The organism is Streptomyces sp. UC4497 (assembly GCF_054871485.1).
This window is the reverse complement of sequence record NZ_JBTYHB010000030.1, coordinates 56,261-72,765: the sequence shown is the minus strand read 5'-3', so window position 1 is coordinate 72,765 and position 16,505 is coordinate 56,261. Positions and strand designations below refer to the sequence as shown.

The window sequence follows — 16,505 nt, the reverse complement described above, 5'->3', positions numbered from 1 at the left end:
CACGAAATGAGGGGCCCCACGGGGCCCCTCATTTCATGCATCCGACGCGCGCTCAGGCGTCGAGAACCTGCCCGTCCCGCTTCACGACCGGCGGTTCAACACTCCACGGGAAGTTGATCCACTCATCCGTCCGCTTCCACACGTACTCGCACTTCACGAGCGAGTGGGACTTCTCATAGACGACGGCCGAGCGCACCTCGGCCACCGTGTCGAGGCAGAAGTCGTGGACGAGCTTCAGCGTCTTGCCGGTGTCGGCGACGTCGTCGGTGATGAGCACCTTCTTGTCGCTGAAGTCGATCGCGTTCGGCACGGGCGCGAGCATGACCGGCATTTCCAGGGTCGTGCCCACACCGGTGTAGAACTCCACGTTCACCAGGTGGATGTTCTTCACGTCCAGCGCGTACCCGAGCCCGCCGGCGACGAAGACGCCGCCGCGCGCGATGCTGAGGATGATGTCGGGCCGGTACCCGTCGTCGGCGATGGTCTGCGCGAGCTCGCGCATGGCGACACCGAACTTCTCGTACGTAAGGTTCTCGCGCACGGGCGCCACATCACTCATGTTGCTGCTGCTCACACCTGGGTCCGATGGAAATTGAGGAAGGAACGGGAGGCGGTCGGGCCGCGCTGTCCCTGGTACCGCGAACCGTAGCGCTCGCTGCCGTACGGGAACTCGGCGGGTGAGGACAGCCGGAACATGCACAGCTGGCCGATCTTCATGCCCGGCCACAGCTTGATGGGGAGCGTCGCGAGGTTCGAGAGTTCGAGGGTCACGTGGCCGCTGAAGCCGGGGTCGATGAACCCGGCCGTGGAGTGCGTGACGAGGCCGAGGCGGCCCAGCGAGCTCTTGCCCTCGAGGCGCGAGGCGAGGTCCTCGGGCAGGGAGATGACCTCGTACGTCGACGCGAGCACGAACTCACCGGGGTGCAGGATGAAGGGCTCGTCGCCCTCCGGCACCACCATCCGCGTCAGCTCCGACTGCTCGACGCTCGGGTCGATGTGCGGGTACTTGTGGTTCTCGAACACCCGGAAGTACCGGTCGAGACGCACATCAATACTCGACGGCTGAACCATCGACTCGTCGTAGGGATCGATGCGCACCCGTCCGGCGTCGATCTCGGCCCGGATGTCCTTGTCTGAGAGAAGCACGTAGCGAGGATACGCAGTGGGCGCGGGCCCGCCACAATCGGCGGGGCCCGCGCCCACTGTCACCGGTGCCGCTTACCGCTCGTCCGGTCCCACAGGAACGGCGTGCCGAAGTCGCGCGCACCGCGGACACCGAATCAGCCGGCTGGGACCGAGGCGGTCCGCCTGCTGCATCGGGAACGAAGCGGTGCTGAACACGTGCCCTTCGGCACATCGGACGACGGTGCGATCCATCGAGTCCATCAAGTCCCGGAGTCCCTTCCCCACGGAGCCATTGGGCCAGTTTCCTGACCGACGACGAAGCGCAACATTACGGGATGAAAGGGACGCCAATCCAGGCGGCACCCCGCGGTGAATCGTCATCGGCCGGAATCCCCACCGTACGCTTCAACTCCCTTCACCCGCAGTCACTTCCACCCCTCCCAACGCAGCCGGGCCCCGGGGCTTCAGCGCCCGGGGCCCGGCATGGGGTACAGTGTCGCCAGTACGGATCGCTTCAACGGCCGTACCGCGCGGGTGTAGTTTAATGGTAGAACATAAGCTTCCCAAGCTTAGAGCGCGAGTTCGATTCTCGTCACCCGCTCAACCGCTGAGGCCCAGGTCATCGACCCGGGCCTTTTTGCTGTGCGGATTCGCTCAGTCGTCGCGTGCCACATCCGTGCCAAAAGACGGTGGCCCCCGGCGATTTCGTATCGCCGGGGGCCACCGCCCTGTTACCGCCGAGGATCAGCCGCGGCTCCTGCGGGACATCGCGCGGATCGTGAGGCCCGCCGCGAGGGCGAGGACCGTGAGCAGGGCGCCCAGGATCGTCCAGTCGCGGAAGCCGGTGTCGGCGAGGTGGCCGCCGCCGTCGTGGCCGCCGGTGCCCCCGGTGTCGGCGGACTCCGGGAAGGTGTTGGTGACGTCGACCGTGGCCGCGTCGTTCACCTGGACCTCGCCGTCCGAACCGTCGTCGGAGGCCTCGTACGTCACCGTGTCACCGGTGGGGACGTTCGTCTCCGTGACTGTGCAGGTGGCGCCTTCCGGGACCTTGATCGTGCGCGACTCCCCGTCCTTCAGGGAGAAGGCGCTGTCGTCCGAGGAGAGGGCCACGTCGCCCTGGTCCGTGGTGCAGGCGAGCGAGAAGTCGTACGGGCCCGCGCCGCCGTTCACCACGTGCTTGCGGACGGTCAGGTCGGCCGCCGGGAAGGTGTTGGTGATGTTGATCGACGCCTGGTCGTCGGAGTCGGGCGTCGTGATCACCGTCGGGTTGTCGGCGGAGCCGTGGTCGACGGTCGCCTTCGCCGCGCCTCCGGTGCCCACCTCCTCCGCCCAGCAACGGGTGTTCACCGGCAGCGGCTTGATGGTGACGGGTTCGCCGGCCTTCACCTCGTACGTCTTGTGCAGGATGCGGTCGCTGGGGGCGCCCGAGGCGTCGGGGAGGGTGCAGGAGACGTCGACGCTGTAGGTGCGGCCGTCGTCGGCGTAGTCGGCGGCGTCACCGGTGAGCGACTTCGAGAGCTGGAGTGCGCCGAACTCGTAGGTGTTGGTGATCCTGGCGGACTGTGGGGTCTCCGTGTCCGTGTTCGGCTTGATGGTGACCTCGACGGGGTCGCTCCTCGTGTGGTCGCTCTGGCCGCCCCGGGCCGAGGTCTCCCAGATCTTGCACTCGGCTCCCGCCGGGATCCCTTCGACCGTCACCGGCTTGTTCGCGGACACCCGGTAGTCCTCGTCGAGGACCACCCGCGGCAGTCTGCCCTGGGGGTGAATCGTGCAGGTCACGTGGTACGGGTACGGGATCCGGCGCAGCAGGTCCGTCGCCGCGTCGGGGTGCTTGCCGAGCCGCTTCACCAGCCGCAGTTCGCCGTAGGAGAGGGCGACGCCGACCTTGATCGGCTCGTTGGCCTGGAGCACCCGCGGGGAGCCGGCGCGGTCGGTGGTCTCGTTGTGGGCGTAGGAGTTCCAGGCGATGGTCGGGTCGCCGTTGTGGGCGACGTCGAGCGGGGTGTTCATCGCGTACGTGATGTCGACGGTGCCGCCGGGCTCCAGCGGCTGCGGGAATTCCAGGTTCATCTCGGCGCCGCGCGCCCTGCTGCTGTAGGCGTCGTCCCACGTGTCCGACGGGCACTGGTCCGCGCTCGAACCGGCGCCGCCCATGTCCAGGTCGTCGGTGCACAGCGGTTCGTCGTTCTCGTACTTGGTGGTCATCTGGCCGGGGCTGTCGCCGTCGAGCTGCGGCTCGGAGGCGAGCGTGGGCCGGTTGTCCCAGGCCGTCTGGCGGTCCTGGTCGAGGATGACGCCCTTGTCACCTGCGACCGGGAACCGGTCGATGACGCGCATGTTGGTGCCGTCCTCGGTGCCCGCGTTCCGCAGGCGCATCAAGTAGTGGTACTGGTCACCGGGGTTGACCAGGGCGATGCACGGGTTGGCGGTGTAGCGGCGGCCGGTGGAGTCGGTCGTCATCAGGCAGGAGTCGTCGCCGACGTCGACGGTCTTCCCGGTCTTGGTGTTGTACCAGCCGAGGGAGTCGTTGCCGGAGACCCACTTGCGGGCGGAGAACGCGGCGCCGGACTTGGCCGTCAGCTTCGCGTCGTCGACGCAGTACAGACCGGAGCCGAACATGGCGCCGTCCTCCTCCGCCTCGCTCGCGTCCTCACAGGCCAGGTCCGGGTCGGACGAGGTGGCGCCCATGGTGTTGGTGACCGTCTCGTCGGCGCGGATGCCGGCTTCCAGCTTCACGTGGATCTCGATGGTAAAGCTGCCGCCGGGCGGGAAGTTCCACGGCTTGCCGTCGTCGTCCTCGGAGAAGTCCCAGGTGAGCCCGGAGGTCCGGTCACCGTCGCTGGTCTGCGTGAACTTCGGGGTCGGGATGGCGACGGTGCCGTCCGGCTCCTTCTTGTCGATGATCTTGTACGGCTCGCCGTTGTCGCCCTGGAAGGTGTCGTCGAACGCGATGCCCTCGGGGAGGTCGTCCTTGACGACGAGGTTCGGGACGTTGGCCGTACCGGTGTTGGTGACCTTCAGGTAGAAGGGGGCGTCCTCGCCGGGGGAGAGGACGGTGTCCGGGGTCTTGTCGACGTCGAGCTTGGGGTCGCCCTTGACCAGGTCGAGGTCGGCGTTGACCGGGTCGATGTCCCGCGGCTTGTCCTCGTCCTCGACCTTGGTGAGGAACTGGCCGGTGGCCGTGTCCTCCAGGTGGTCCGGGATCGGCTCGCCGCTGCTGCGCAGGGTGGGCCGCGGACTCACGTCGAGGACGAGGATGCCGTCGCAGCTGGTGGAGGTGCACTCCGGCTTGATCACGTAGCCGTCGTTCTTCGTGCTCGTCGAGGTGTACGTGGCGCGGATGCCGGTGACGTCGGCGGCGTTCACGCCGGACGGCAGGGCGGCCGAGGAGGACGGGGTGCCGTTGACCCACTTCCCGTTGACGTACGCGTCGATCTGTACGCGGTTGGCGCCGGCCGGCATCTGGTTGGACTTGATGGAGACGAGGTCGACGGCGTCGAAGAAGTCCTCGTCCTGGTCGGTGATCTTCAGGTACTTGGCCGACATGTTGCCGGTGTTGCGGACGGTGAGCGTCATGTCCGCGTGCTGGCGGGGCAGTCCGGCGACGTACTCGGGGAGTTGGCCGGGGGAGATGGACTTGTTCAGGGAGGCTCCGTCGGCGGCGGGCCCTGTTTCGAGGGTCTTGCAGTCACTGCCGTTGATGTCGTCGCCCTGGCTGTCCTTCGCCGTGACCGAGAAGCAGTTCTGGAACGTCTCGCCGTTCTCGACGCCTTCGCGGCGCTCGCCGGTGACGTGGATGGTGACGGTGTCGCCCGGCGCCAACTCGTCGTTGTAGAGCGCGCGGACGCCGGTGGCACGCGCGAGTACGGCCGGGTCCACGCCCTCGTAATCGACCCAGGCATTCGTATTCGGGTCGTACACCTGGAGGGTCACCGGTGCGTCGGACGGCGAGACGGAGACGGACGTGATCTCCAGCTTGTCGAAGGGGCTGGCGCTGCCGGGCTTCCCGTCGGCGTCGGCGGACGGGTCGGTGATGACCACGTCGTGCAGCGGCAGGTTGCCGGTGTTCGTGAACTTCAGGTCCATGTCGATGGGCTGGCCCGGCGGAACGTCCGTCTGGCTGACGGTCTTGACGCCGTCTCCGTTGCCGTTCGGGTTCTCGACGACGAGGTCCTGGCAGGCGCTGCCGGAGGCGGTGCCGCTGCCGTCGTTGCGGCCGGCGTCGCCCGCCGTGCCCGCGCAGTTGCGAACGCCGTCGGCGACGTCTGCCGCGTCGACGTCGTCGGTCAGGGTGCCGTGCAGGTCGAGTCCCGCGGTGGCGCCCTCCGCGATGGACGGATCGCCGTCCGCGTCGACGCCGGTGTAGACGACCTCGACCTTGCTGACCTGCTTGCAGTCGGCAGGGACGTCGTAGGTCGCGTTCTCCGTGTAGGTCTCTGTCCTGGTGGACCCGTCCTCGCAGGTGACGGTCAGCTTCGCCTCGGTCGCGCCGTCGGGGAAGCGCAGCCGGACCTTGTCGACGTCGAGCTTGTCGAACTCATTGGTCGCGTTCGGGTCCGGCTCGGTGATCGTCAGAGTCTTCACCTTGAACGGCGACTTGTTCGTCAGGTCGACCTCGGTGCTCACCGGCGAGTTCTCGCCGATCACCGCGTGCTCGTTGGAACCGTGGGAGAAGTCGCCGTTGGTGTCGGCGTAGAACTTCTTCGCGGTGTCCAGGACCAGGATGTCCGGCAGGATGTCGTACGTGTCGCAGGCCTGCTCGCCGTCGACATCGCCGTCCGTGGTCTCCTTCGCCGCCGGAGTGGCGCAGTTGTTGACCGTGATCTTGTCGGTGGGCTTCAGGTCCGAGCCGTCCGAGCGCTTGGTGTCCCGCAGCTTCATGCCGACGTCGACGCTGCCGCCGTTCTCGTCGTACGGCAGCGGGTCGCCGTTGCTGTTGGTGAAGACGATTTCAAAGCCGACCACGTCATCCGGCTCCACCCCGTCGGGCAGCGGCAGTTTGCCGGGCGCGGTGATGTCGTCGCCGGTGTGGGTCTGGCCGTCGGCCGTGGTGACCACCAGGTGCGCCTGATCTGCGCCCTTCGGGAACGCGGTCACGGTGGCGCCGGTGAAGTCGAAGTACTCGAACGTCTGCTCGGTGTCGTCGGACACCGACAGCTCGGTGACCTCGGCCGAGGACGAGGAGTTGTTGCGCACGTTCAGCTTGATCGTGGACTCTTCGCCGCTCATCGCGACCGCCGAGCCGTCGTCCCACTCCTTGGTCGTCACCGGCTTGACCACGCGCGGGATGTTGATGGTGACGTCGGAGTCGGAGGTCTTCGGGTCCGCGTTGTCGGCGTCGGCCTTCGCGGTGTTGGTGATGGTGGTGCCGTCCTCCAACTGCGTGTCGGCCGGCACCCGCATCCCGATCTCCACCGAGCCCGCCTGGCCCGCCCGCAGGCCGGTCTCGCCCTCCGGGTTCTGCAGCGGCTGCTTGTAGACGATCGTCAGCTGCCGCGTGGCCTCGTCGTACGTGACGTCGCGGGTGCTGTTCGACTGCGGGAGGTCCGTCACCTCCAGGCCTTCCGGCAGGGTGTCGGTGACCGTGAAGTTCACGCAGTCCACGTCCAGTCCTGAGCACTGGCCGTTGAGGGTGTAGATGAACTCGTCACCGGGCTCCAGCGGCCCGTCGGCGTCGTTGGTCTTCGTGATGCCGACGGAACTCATCGGGTCGGCGGCGACGGCGAGCGGGGCGGTCAGCGCCTGCGAACCGATCAGCATGCTCAGCACTGCGACGAGCACGACCATGGGTCGTAGTCGCGTTGGCGGCCTGCCTCTGAGCAGTGACCAGTTCCGCATGCGCATCACGTCAACTCCCGAGCCGAGTTCTTGGGCGTGATCGCGACGTTAGGAGCTGGTCCCTTATGTACTTGTTACGGCATGCCGAATGATTGACGGCCTATCAGATATTTCGCCCGTATGGCGTCAGTCGACGTCGGGGAGCTCGCGGACGACGAAGGTGCCGCGGGCGGGCACGGTGACCGTGAGGCCGCGGTCACGCAGTATGGCCATCGCCCGGCGCACGGTCTGCGTACCGGCTGCGTACTCCTCGGAGAGCGCCAGGGTCCCGGGTAGCCGCCGTCCGGGCTCGAACTCGCCTGCGCGGATGCGCCGTTCAAGGATGTCCGCGAGCTGCTCGTAGTGGTACTCGGCCGCCAGCGGGTCGATCTTTTCTGCCATGCCCACGAACATATCGAGCCCGGGAGTGTTCGCGCATTATCAATATCGGTCGATAACGGGCGACCGAGGTCCAGCGTTATCGACCGCAGTTAGCCTCCACAGAAGAAGCCCCCGCGACGCTGGAACGTCCGGGGGCGCGGCCAACGCTTACAACGGAGCGCTGACGATGTCCGACCTTATCCGCCTCACCCTCACCTGGGTGCTGCATCTCGTACTTCCGGGGACCGGCCGCCACCGCGCCGGAAACCCCTACCCCCTCGCGCGAAGGCGCCTCGCCCTCGTGCTCGCCGCCGACTGCGGGATCGATCTCGACCGACACGTACGAGGAGCAGCCGCATGAACGACCACCCCCACCGCCCCGTCCGCATGTGCGTCTGGTGCGAGGTGATGACGCACGAGCCCGTGCTCGTCGCCGAGGTGCACCAGGGCACGGGCCCCGGCTTCAACGTGTACGCGTGCCCGCAGTGCGCCGAGTGGACTCAGCCGCACGAAGTCGACCTCCCGAGGCGGCTACCGTGAGGGACGGAACGCGAACCGTGGAGGCGGCATGTCATCGAACGCGCATGAGGCATCCGGATTCGACCTGCCAGAGACCATGACCTGGGAGGAACTCCAGGAGCTTCCTGATGAGGTCGCCGGGGAGATCGAGTTGTGGCAGGGCAGGGTCGTGTGGAACCGGCGTGGCCCGAGAGAGCATCAGCGCTTCGCCGTACGTATGCGCAACGCGCTCGAAGCCCATGCCCGCAGCGCCATGCGGGAGGAGACCGGCAACGAAGGGAGACTCTGCTGGGAGGTCGAGGTGGAGACCAACGTCTTCTTCGCGCCCGACAAATCCAGCTTCCTGACCCCGGACTTCCTGATCTGCCGCTGCCTGCCCCGGGGATCCGACATCTTCACCGACGACACCGTCCTGGTGGGCGAGGTGCTCTCCGGCTCGGACACCGAAAAGCGCAGGCAGTGGAAGATGGACCGCTACGCAGAGGCCGGCATCCCCTGGTACTGGGAGATCGAGCTCGACACCGGCAAGACCTGGGACGTCACCTGGGTACGGGCGTATGAGCTGGCCACCATCGACCGGACCGGACTCGCCGTCAAGCCGCTGCGCCCCATGGTGTACGTACCCGTCGGCGAGTGGGAGCCGGCCGGCCTCGGCATCGAGTTCCCCGAGCCCTTCGCCATGAGCATCGCCTGGGAGGATCTGGCGTTCTGAGCCGGGCGCCGTTCCCCGCGGCGGCTCTTGTCGGGGATCACCCCGTCTGCTTGACTCCGGCGCGCGCGTGCCGATCGTGGGCGAACGACGGAGGGACGGACGACCGATGGAGATCACCCGTAGACGTCTGCTGAGTGTCCTGGCCGCGAGCGGGGTGCTGGCCGCCGTGCCCACCCAGTGGGCGAGCGCGGCTCAACTCGCGGACGGGGCCGCGAAGTTGCTCGCCAACGCGACCGAGATGTTCGCGGGCACCGCCGCGTCCAACGCCCGCGAGGAGACCGCCGCCAAGCTCGCCGCGATCGAGAAGACGGCCCGCGCGAACCTCGCCGCGATGGACGCGGCGTCCGGCGACGGCGAGTTGTTCAAGGGCGTTCCGCTCGGCAGCAGCGACCCGAACCTCAACACCACGTATCAGCGGGTGTACGAGATCGCGCTCGCGACCAGGACACCCGGCATCTCCCCTGATCTGTACGGGAGTTCGGCCATACGCACGCGCGTCGTCGACGCGCTGACGTGGCTGCACGAGCGGTACTACGGCGACCAGTCCAAGGGCTATTACGGCAACTGGTTCACCTGGGAGATAGGCATCTCGCAGCACGTCAGCCGCACCCTGGTGCTGCTGGGCGACGCCGCCTCCGCCGAGCTGACCGCCACGTACATCGCCTCCATGGACGCGTATCTGCGCAGCGGCAAGAACGGCGACGTCGACCTCGACTCACGCTTCCACACCGGCGCCAACCTCGCCGACATCACCACCAACCGCATCCTCCAGGGCGCCCTCACCGGCGACGAGGCCCGCATCCGCAAGGCCCTCACCGACCAGTTGACCGTCTTCGCGACGATCGACCCGTACGACCTTCAGCACGGCGTCACCGACGGGCACTACGCCGACGGCTCCTTCATCCAGCACTCCTCCGTCGCGTACACCGGCTCGTACGGAAAGGGCCTGCTCACGCGGGTCATCCAGACGCTGAAGCTGCTCGACGGGACCGGGTTCGCGTACGGCGACGAGCTGATTCCGACGGTGCAGAAGTGGGTGCGCGACGGGTTCGCGCCGCTGATCTTCGAGGGCTGGATGATGGAGGCGGTGAAGGGGCGGGCGGTGTCGCGGACGGCCAGCGGGTACACCGACTCCGCCGTCGTCGTCGAGGCCGTCGTCGACCTCGCGTCCCTGTCGAGCGGCGACGCGGCGGCCGCGCTCAAGTCGTACGTGAAGCACATCCGCGGCACATCGAAGGCGTCGCTCGACCCGGCGACGTTCGTCTCGCCGCTCAGCATCGTCCGGTACGCCGACATCCTCGCGGACTCCTCCGTCCCGGCCGCCGACCTCAACCCGCCCGCCCGCTCCGTCGCCTTCAACGCCATGGACCGCACGGTGCACCGCCGCCCCGGCTACGCCTTCACGCTCTCCCGCAGCTCGCGGCGGATCAGCAAGTACGAGTACATGAGCGGCGAGAACCTGCTGCCCTGGTTCCAGGGCGACGGCGCGCACTATCTGTACCTCGCCGGGCAGGACCAGACCCAGGCGTTCGGCGTCGACTACTTCACCACCGTGTCGCCGTACGGGCTCGCGGGCGTGACCGCGCCCGCCGAACACCGGGGATCCGTACCGGAGTTGTACGGAGGGAAGCTCTTCTACGACAACCCTTCCCACCCCCTGAACTTCACCGCGTCGTCCGAGTCGCAGAACAAGTACGTGTACTTCCCGACGGCCACGCAGGCGTACTCGGGCGGCGCCGTGCTCGACGACACGTACGGGGCTGTGGGGTGGGTGGCGTCGGACGACGTGCCGTGGCGGGACAAGCGGGCGGGGCTGCTGCCCGAGGACTTCGTGGCGTACCGGAGCGCGCGGGCCACCAAGTCGTGGTTCCTGCTCGACGACGAGATCGTGGTGCTCGCGGCCGGGGTCGGGGACGCTCCCGGCGGCGGGCGGGCGGTGACGACGACCGTCGACGCGCGCGTGGCACCGGCGGGCGACGCGGTGACCATCGCCGAGGGCGACGGCTGGGTGCGCTGGGCGGACGGGACGCGGGACGCGGCGGTCGGATACGTACGCCTCGCCGGACCGGAGGCGAAGGCGCGGCTCGACACGGTGACGCGCAGCCGCCGCGTCGTACGGACCTCGAACCCGGACACGGCGGTGACCCGGCAGGTGTTCTCGCTGACGGTCGAGCAGGCGGCCGGGGCGAAACCGGTCTCCTTCGCGTACGCGCTGCTGCCGAACGCGTCCGAGGCTGCGGTGCGGGCGTACGAGGGTGCGCGGGTGCTCGCGAACACGTCACGGATGCAGGCCGTGGCCCACGACGGGCTCGGGCTCACGGGGGCGAACACCTTCACGTCCGGCGCCCACCGCACGGCGGGGCTCGACGTCGAGGGCCCGGCGTCCGTCCTCGTGCGGCGCCGGGACGGCGAGGTCACGGTGGCGGTGTCCGACCCGACGACCGAACGCGACACCGTGACGCTGGTGCTGCGCGGTCGCCGCCTGCGCAAGGCCGACGGCGACGACGCGGTGCGCGTCACCGCCGTGCCGGGCGGAACCCGGCTCGACGTCGACACGCACCACGCGTACGGACGGAGTTTTGCGGTGACGCTCCGGCCGTGAGGCCTAGTCGTCCGCCTCCAGGTCGCCCTCCGACTCCAGGTACACCTGGCGGAGGGCCTCCAGCGTCTGCGGGTCCGGCTTCTCCCACATGCCGCGCGACTCGGCTTCGAGCAGCCGCTCCGCGATGCCGTGCAGGGCCCACGGGTTGTTCTCGCTGAGGAACTGGCGGTTCGTCTCGTCGAGGACGTACGTCTCCGTCAACTTGTCGTACATCCAGTCGGCGATGACGCCGGTCGTGGCGTCGTAGCCGAACAAGTAGTCCACCGTCGCGGCGAGTTCGAAGGCGCCCTTGTAACCGTGGCGGCGCATCGCCTCGACCCACTTGGGGTTCACGACGCGGGCGCGGAAGACGCGGGACGTCTCCTCGACGAGCGTGCGGGTCTTGACCGTCTCGGGACGGGTGGAGTCGCCGATGTACGCCTCGGGGGCCTTGCCCCGCAGCGCGCGCACGGTCGCCACCATGCCGCCGTGGTACTGGAAGTAGTCGTCCGAGTCGGCGATGTCGTGCTCGCGGGTGTCCGTGTTCTTCGCCGCGACCGCGATCCGCTTGTAGGCCGTCTCCATCTCCGTACGGGCGGAGCGTCCCTCCAGGCCGCGGCCGTACGCGTATCCGCCCCACACCGTGTAGACCTCGGCGAGGTCGGCGTCCGTGCGCCAGTCCTTGGAGTCGATCAGCTGGAGCAGACCGGCGCCGTACGTGCCCGGGCGGGAGCCGAAGATACGGGTGGTGGCGCGGCGTTCGTCGCCGTGCTCGGCGAGGTCGGCCTGGGTGTGCGCGCGTACGTAGTTGATCTCGGCCGGTTCGTCGAGCGACGCGGCGAGGCGCACCGCGTCGTCGAGGAGGCCGATGGTGTGCGGGAACGCGTCGCGGAAGAAGCCGGAGATCCGGAGGGTGACGTCGATGCGGGGGCGGTTCAGCTCCTCGTACGGGATCGGCTCCAGGCCGGTGACGCGGCGCGAGGCGTCGTCCCAGACCGGGCGGATGCCGAGGAGGGCGAGGGCCTCCGCGATGTCGTCGCCGGCGGTGCGCATGGCACTCGTGCCCCAGAGGGAGAGGCCCACGGAGGTGGGGTACTCGCCGTTGTCGTCCTTGTACCGGGCGAGGAGGCTGTCGGCGAGCGCCTGGCCCGTCTCCCACGCGAGTCGGCTCGGGACGGCCTTCGGGTCGACGGAGTAGAAGTTCCGACCGGTCGGCAGCACGTTGACGAGCCCGCGGAGCGGGGAGCCACTCGGCCCCGCCGGCACGAACCGCCCCTCCAACGCACGGACGGCGTTGGTGAGCTCGGCCGTGGTGTCGCCCAGCCGCGGGACGACCTCGCGAGCCGCGAACTCCAGGATCTCGGCAACGGGGTTGGGCCCTTCGCCTTCGGCGGGGGTCGGCACATCAAGCCCCTGCGGCGATTGAGCAGCGGGGTCCGGGGCGGAGCCCCGAGGCGTGAGGGCGGACAAGGCGGTACCGACCGCCGCCGGGTCCCAATCCGCCGCCTCCATCGCCTCGACGAGGGCCCTGGCCATGGCCTCCGCCTCGTCGGCGGACGCCAGGGTGGCAGCGGATTCGTCGAGGCCGAGCGCCTCCCGCAACCCCGGCAGGGCCTGGTTGCCGCCCCAGATCTGGCGCGCACGCAGAATCGCCAGGACCAGGTTGACCCGGTCCGCCCCGGAGGGCGCCGCACCGAGGACGTGCAGACCGTCGCGGATCTGGACGTCCTTGATCTCGCAGAGCCAGCCGTCGAGATGCATGATGAAGTCGTCGAAGCCCTCGTCCTCGGGCCGGTCCTCGATCCCCAGGTCGTGGTCGAGCTTCGCGGCCTGGATGAGGGTCCAGATCTGGGCCCGGATCGCCGGCAGCTTCGCCGGGTCCATGGACGCGATCTGGGCGTGCTCGTCGAGGAGTTGCTCCAGGCGGGCGATGTCACCGTAGGAGTCCGCACGCGCCATCGGCGGCACCAGGTGGTCGATGAGCGTGGCGTGCACGCGGCGCTTGGCCTGCGTGCCCTCGCCCGGGTCGTTCACGAGGAACGGGTAGATCAGCGGCAGATCGCCGAGCGCCGCGTCAGGACCGCACGCCGCCGAGAGCCCCGCGTTCTTGCCCGGCAGCCACTCCAGGTTGCCGTGCTTGCCGAGGTGGATCATCGCGTCCGCACCGAAACCGCCGTCGCCCGAGGACGCCGCGATCCAGCGGTACGCCGCCAAGTAGTGGTGGGACGGCGGGAGATCGGGGTCGTGGTAGATCGCGATCGGGTTCTCGCCGAAGCCGCGCGGTGGCTGGATGAGGATGAGCAGATTGCCGCGGCGCAGGGCGGCCAGGACGATGTCACCCTCCGGGTTGCGCGACCGGTCCACGAACATCTCGCCGGGCGGCGGCCCCCAGTGCTGCTCGACGCTCTCCCGCAGCTCCTGCGGCAGCGTCGCGTACCAGCGCTTGTAGTCGGCGGCCGGGATGCGGACCGGGTTCTTCGCGAGCTGCTCCTCGGTGAGCCACTCCTGGTCGTGGCCGCCCGCGTCGATCAGCGCGCGGATCAGCTCGTCGCCGTCGCCGGAGGCGAGACCGGGGATCTCGGCCCGGTCCCCGAAGTCGTAGCCCTCGTCGAGGAGCCGGCGCAGCAGCGACACCGCGGACGCGGGGGTGTCGAGGCCCACCGCGTTGCCGATGCGCGAGTGCTTCGTCGGGTACGCGGACAGGACGAGCGCGAGCTTCTTGTCCTGCGCGGGGATGTGCCTCAGGCGGGCGTGCCGTACGGCGATCCCGGCGACGCGTGCCGCGCGCTCGGGGTCGGCGACGTACGCCGGGAGCCCGTCCTCGTCGATCTCCTTGAAGGAGAACGGGACGGTGATGAGGCGGCCGTCGAACTCCGGCACCGCGATCTGGCTCGCGGCGTCCAGCGGCGAGACACCCTCGTCGTTCTCCTCCCAGTCGGCCCGGGAGGAGGTCAGGCACAGGGCCTGGAGGATCGGGACGTCGAGCTGCGTGAGCGCGCCCGCGTCCCACGACTCGTCGTCGCCGCCGGCGCTCGCCTCCGCCGGGCGGGTACCGCCCGCGGCGAGGACCGTCGTGACGATCGCGTCGACCGGGCGCAGGGCGTCGATCAGCTCCGGCTCGGGGGCGCGCAGCGACGCCACGTACAGCGGGAGGGGGCGGGCGCCCGCGCGCTCGATCTCGTCGCAGAGGCCGTGCACGAACGCCGTGTTGCCGCTCATGTGGTGGGCGCGGTAGTACAGCACGGCGACCGTGGGGGCGTCGTCGTGCTGCGTGTCTTCGTGCTGCGCGGAGGGCTCGCGGTCCAGCGGGCCCCAGGTCGGCGCGGCGACCGGCGGCTCGAAGCCGTGGCCGGTCAGCAGCACCGTGTCCGAGAGGAAGCGGGCCAGGTGGTCCAGGTTCTGCGGGCCGCCGTGCGCCAGGTACTTGTGGGCCTCTGCCGCGATGCCGACCGGCACCGTGGACGTCGCCATCAGCTGGGCGTCGGGGGCCTGTTCACCGGTGAGGACGACCAGCGGGACGTTGGCGGCGAGGAGCCGGTCGATGCCGTCCTGCCAGGCGCGGACGCCGCCGAGGAGGCGTACGACCACCAGGTCCACGCCGTCGAGGAGGCCCGGCAGGTCCGTCTCCACGTCGATGCGGGAAGGGTTCGCGAAGCGGTACGCGACCGGGGCGTCGGCGGCGTTGGCCGCACGCGCGCTGAGCAGGTCGGTGTCCGACGTCGACAGGAGCAGGAGCTGCTGGGGCATGCGTCGTCTGGCCTTCCTCGGGGTGTCCGCGCCCCGGGTGGTCGTGTGTAAGGGAGTTCCTGGCTCGCTCTCCTTGTGGAGAGTTCACAGTGGCGGGACCGCGCCGGAATCACACCGGGCTTCCTCCCCTGTCGCCGTCGCCGGCGATGGCCGACCGGGTCCGGGCAGCCACCGAGCATCGTACGGTGCCGGGCGACGACCTGGTACGGGGTGGTGGAAAGAGCCCATAGGTATGCTCCCCGGCATGTCCCCCTCCCCCATATCCGTCCCGCCCCCTGAGCCGGGTGCAGCCTCGACGGGCTCCGGTGACGCCTGCCCTGGCGCTTTGCGCTTGCACATGGCCGACGACGGGTTTCTCGCGCGGGTCCGGATCCCCGGTGGAGTGCTGGGCGTGGACCAGGCGCGGGCGCTCGCCGAGGTGGCGGGGCGGCTCGGGGACGGGATGCTGCATCTCACCTCGCGGGGGAATGTGCAGTTGCGGGGTTTGCGGGACGGGTGCGGGGGTGAGCTCGCGGAGGTGCTCGGGGCGGCGGGGCTGCTGCCGTCCGCCGCGCACGAGCGGGTCCGCAACGTGGTGGCTTCGCCGATGTCAGGGCTCGACGGGCACGGGTTCGTGGATGTGCGGGAGTGGTTGACCGGGCTCGACGCGGGGCTGTGTGCGAGTTCCGTCACGCCGGAGTTGTCCGGGCGGTTCCTGTTCGGGTTGGACGACGGTCGGGGGGACGTGGCGGCGCTGCGGCCCGACGTGCTGGTTCAGGGGCTGCCGTCCGGGGAGGCGGAGGTGTTCCTCGGGGAGGCGGGGGTCCGGGTTCCGTACGGTCGGGCGGTGGAGGTCGCGGTTGCCGCGGCGGAGGTGTTTGTGGCGGCGGCGCGGGAGGCGTCGGGGCGGGTGTGGCGTGTCGCCGAACTGGAGCTTCCCGCGGACGAGTTGACCCGTCGCCTGTCCACCCACCCGTGGTTGACGCCTCGGGGCTCCGCCCCGGACCCCGCTGCTCAATCGCCGCAGGGGCTGGATTTTGCCGAACCGGCGTTGACGCCACGGGGCTCCGCCCCGGACCCCGCTGCTCAATCGCCGCAGGGGCTTAATGTGGCCGCCACCGCCTTGGGCAATCTGCCGCCTTGGGCGGCAGGGTGGGCAAGGCGGCCCCCGGTGCAGCGCAACAAGGACGTTGGGCCCGGCCCCGGTGCCCGGCCGGTGGTCACCGTGCCGTTCGGGGCCATCGGGCCTCGTCAGTGGGACGCGCTCACCGAGTTGGCCGGGCGGCTGGCTCCGCGGGAGCTTCGGCTGACGCCCTGGCGCAGCGTCGTCGTACCCGGTGCCACGCCGGAGCAGATCGAGCGGCTCGCCGAGACCGGGCTCGTGGCCGACCCCACCTCCCCCTGGACCCGCGTAGCGGCATGCATCGGGCGCCCCGGGTGCGCCAAGTCCCACGCCGACGTCCGCGCCGACGCCACCGCCCACATCGACGAGGCCCACCCGACCCTCCCCACCTACTGGTCCGGCTGCGAACGCCGCTGCGGACACCCCGCCGAGCCGTACGTCGACATCGTGGCGCAGCCCGACGGCAGCCACACCACCACCGTCCCCTCCGTCCCCCACCACACCGAGAGCTGAGACCAACC

At 69.6% G+C, this 16,505-nt stretch carries 10 protein-coding genes, 1 tRNA gene and 1 riboswitch; of the genes, 6 read left to right on the top strand and 5 right to left on the bottom strand.

Translation table 11 applies throughout. From position 1 onward, the window contains the following. Nucleotides 1–52 precede the first annotated feature (52 nt). On the bottom strand, nt 53–559 hold the full coding sequence (locus ACYSUO_RS31565) for a phosphoribosyltransferase (RefSeq protein ID WP_328633022.1): 507 nt from the start codon (nt 557–559) through the stop codon (nt 53–55). 11 nt (nt 560–570) lie between these two features. Then, nucleotides 571–1,146 carry a dCTP deaminase gene (gene dcd, locus ACYSUO_RS31560; protein ID WP_385763353.1) on the bottom strand — a complete coding sequence of 192 codons (576 nt, stop codon included), beginning with the start codon at nt 1,144–1,146 and terminating at the stop codon, nt 571–573. Between the two features lie 509 nt (nt 1,147–1,655). Here dcd and ACYSUO_RS31555 point away from each other — a divergent pair. Next, a tRNA-Gly gene (locus ACYSUO_RS31555) sits at nt 1,656–1,726 on the top strand. Nucleotides 1,727–1,869: 143 nt separating this feature from the next. On the opposite strand, the gene ACYSUO_RS31550 is transcribed toward ACYSUO_RS31555, so the two are convergent. Both ACYSUO_RS31550 and ACYSUO_RS31545 read right to left on the bottom strand, forming a co-directional pair. After that, entirely contained in the window at nt 1,870–6,912 is a 5,043-nt protein-coding gene (locus tag ACYSUO_RS31550; protein ID WP_461779631.1) for a DUF5979 domain-containing protein, read from the bottom strand. 177 nt (nt 6,913–7,089) lie between these two features. Next, nucleotides 7,090–7,344, bottom strand: a complete 255-nt coding sequence (locus tag ACYSUO_RS31545; RefSeq protein WP_461779630.1) for a winged helix-turn-helix domain-containing protein — start codon at nt 7,342–7,344, stop codon at nt 7,090–7,092. 166 nt (nt 7,345–7,510) lie between these two features. On the opposite strand from ACYSUO_RS31545, the gene ACYSUO_RS31540 reads away from it, so the two are divergent. The 4 genes from ACYSUO_RS31540 (at nt 7,511) to ACYSUO_RS31525 (ending at nt 11,156) form a co-directional block, all read left to right on the top strand. Next, nucleotides 7,511–7,684 (top strand): hypothetical protein, encoded by a 174-nt coding sequence (locus ACYSUO_RS31540; RefSeq protein WP_426902841.1) that lies wholly within the window; start codon nt 7,511–7,513, stop codon nt 7,682–7,684. Then, nucleotides 7,681–7,863: a hypothetical protein gene (locus ACYSUO_RS31535; RefSeq protein ID WP_461779629.1), complete on the top strand. Its 183-nt coding sequence runs from the start codon at nt 7,681–7,683 to the stop codon at nt 7,861–7,863. The genes ACYSUO_RS31540 and ACYSUO_RS31535 overlap by 4 nt, the downstream gene beginning before the upstream one ends. A gap of 28 nt (nt 7,864–7,891) precedes the next feature. After that, entirely contained in the window at nt 7,892–8,554 is a 663-nt protein-coding gene (locus ACYSUO_RS31530; protein ID WP_461779628.1) for a Uma2 family endonuclease, read from the top strand. Nucleotides 8,555–8,660: 106 nt separating this feature from the next. Further along, a complete protein-coding gene (locus ACYSUO_RS31525) occupies nt 8,661–11,156 on the top strand; it encodes a polysaccharide lyase family 8 super-sandwich domain-containing protein (protein ID WP_461779627.1) in 2,496 nt (831 codons plus the stop codon). Between the two features lie 3 nt (nt 11,157–11,159). Here the strand turns inward: ACYSUO_RS31525 and cobN are convergent, their stop codons facing one another. Then, nucleotides 11,160–14,882, bottom strand: a complete 3,723-nt coding sequence (gene cobN / locus ACYSUO_RS31520; protein ID WP_461779626.1) for a cobaltochelatase subunit CobN — start codon at nt 14,880–14,882, stop codon at nt 11,160–11,162. A gap of 53 nt (nt 14,883–14,935) precedes the next feature. Next, nucleotides 14,936–15,029: riboswitch (cobalamin riboswitch) on the bottom strand. Nucleotides 15,030–15,114: 85 nt separating this feature from the next. Here cobN and cobG point away from each other — a divergent pair. Next, complete coding sequence (cobG, locus tag ACYSUO_RS31515; RefSeq protein WP_461779625.1) at nt 15,115–16,497, top strand: precorrin-3B synthase; 1,383 nt, start codon at nt 15,115–15,117, stop codon at nt 16,495–16,497. Nucleotides 16,498–16,505 lie beyond the last annotated feature (8 nt).

Bases quoted from the DNA above. Each gene is read 5' to 3' on its own strand.
- ACYSUO_RS31565 (WP_328633022.1), bottom strand. From the start codon at position 559: ATGAGTGATGTGGCGCCCGTGCGCGAGAACCTTACGTACGAGAAGTTC.
- ACYSUO_RS31550 (WP_461779631.1), bottom strand. From the start codon at position 6,912: ATGGTCGTGCTCGTCGCAGTGCTGAGCATGCTGATCGGTTCGCAGGCG.
- ACYSUO_RS31545 (WP_461779630.1), bottom strand. From the start codon at position 7,344: ATGGCAGAAAAGATCGACCCGCTGGCGGCCGAGTACCACTACGAGCAG.
- ACYSUO_RS31540 (WP_426902841.1), top strand. From the start codon at position 7,511: ATGTCCGACCTTATCCGCCTCACCCTCACCTGGGTGCTGCATCTCGTA.
- ACYSUO_RS31535 (WP_461779629.1), top strand. From the start codon at position 7,681: ATGAACGACCACCCCCACCGCCCCGTCCGCATGTGCGTCTGGTGCGAG.
- ACYSUO_RS31530 (WP_461779628.1), top strand. From the start codon at position 7,892: ATGTCATCGAACGCGCATGAGGCATCCGGATTCGACCTGCCAGAGACC.
- ACYSUO_RS31525 (WP_461779627.1), top strand. From the start codon at position 8,661: ATGGAGATCACCCGTAGACGTCTGCTGAGTGTCCTGGCCGCGAGCGGG.
- cobN (WP_461779626.1), bottom strand. From the start codon at position 14,882: ATGCCCCAGCAGCTCCTGCTCCTGTCGACGTCGGACACCGACCTGCTC.
- cobG (WP_461779625.1), top strand. From the start codon at position 15,115: ATGCTCCCCGGCATGTCCCCCTCCCCCATATCCGTCCCGCCCCCTGAG.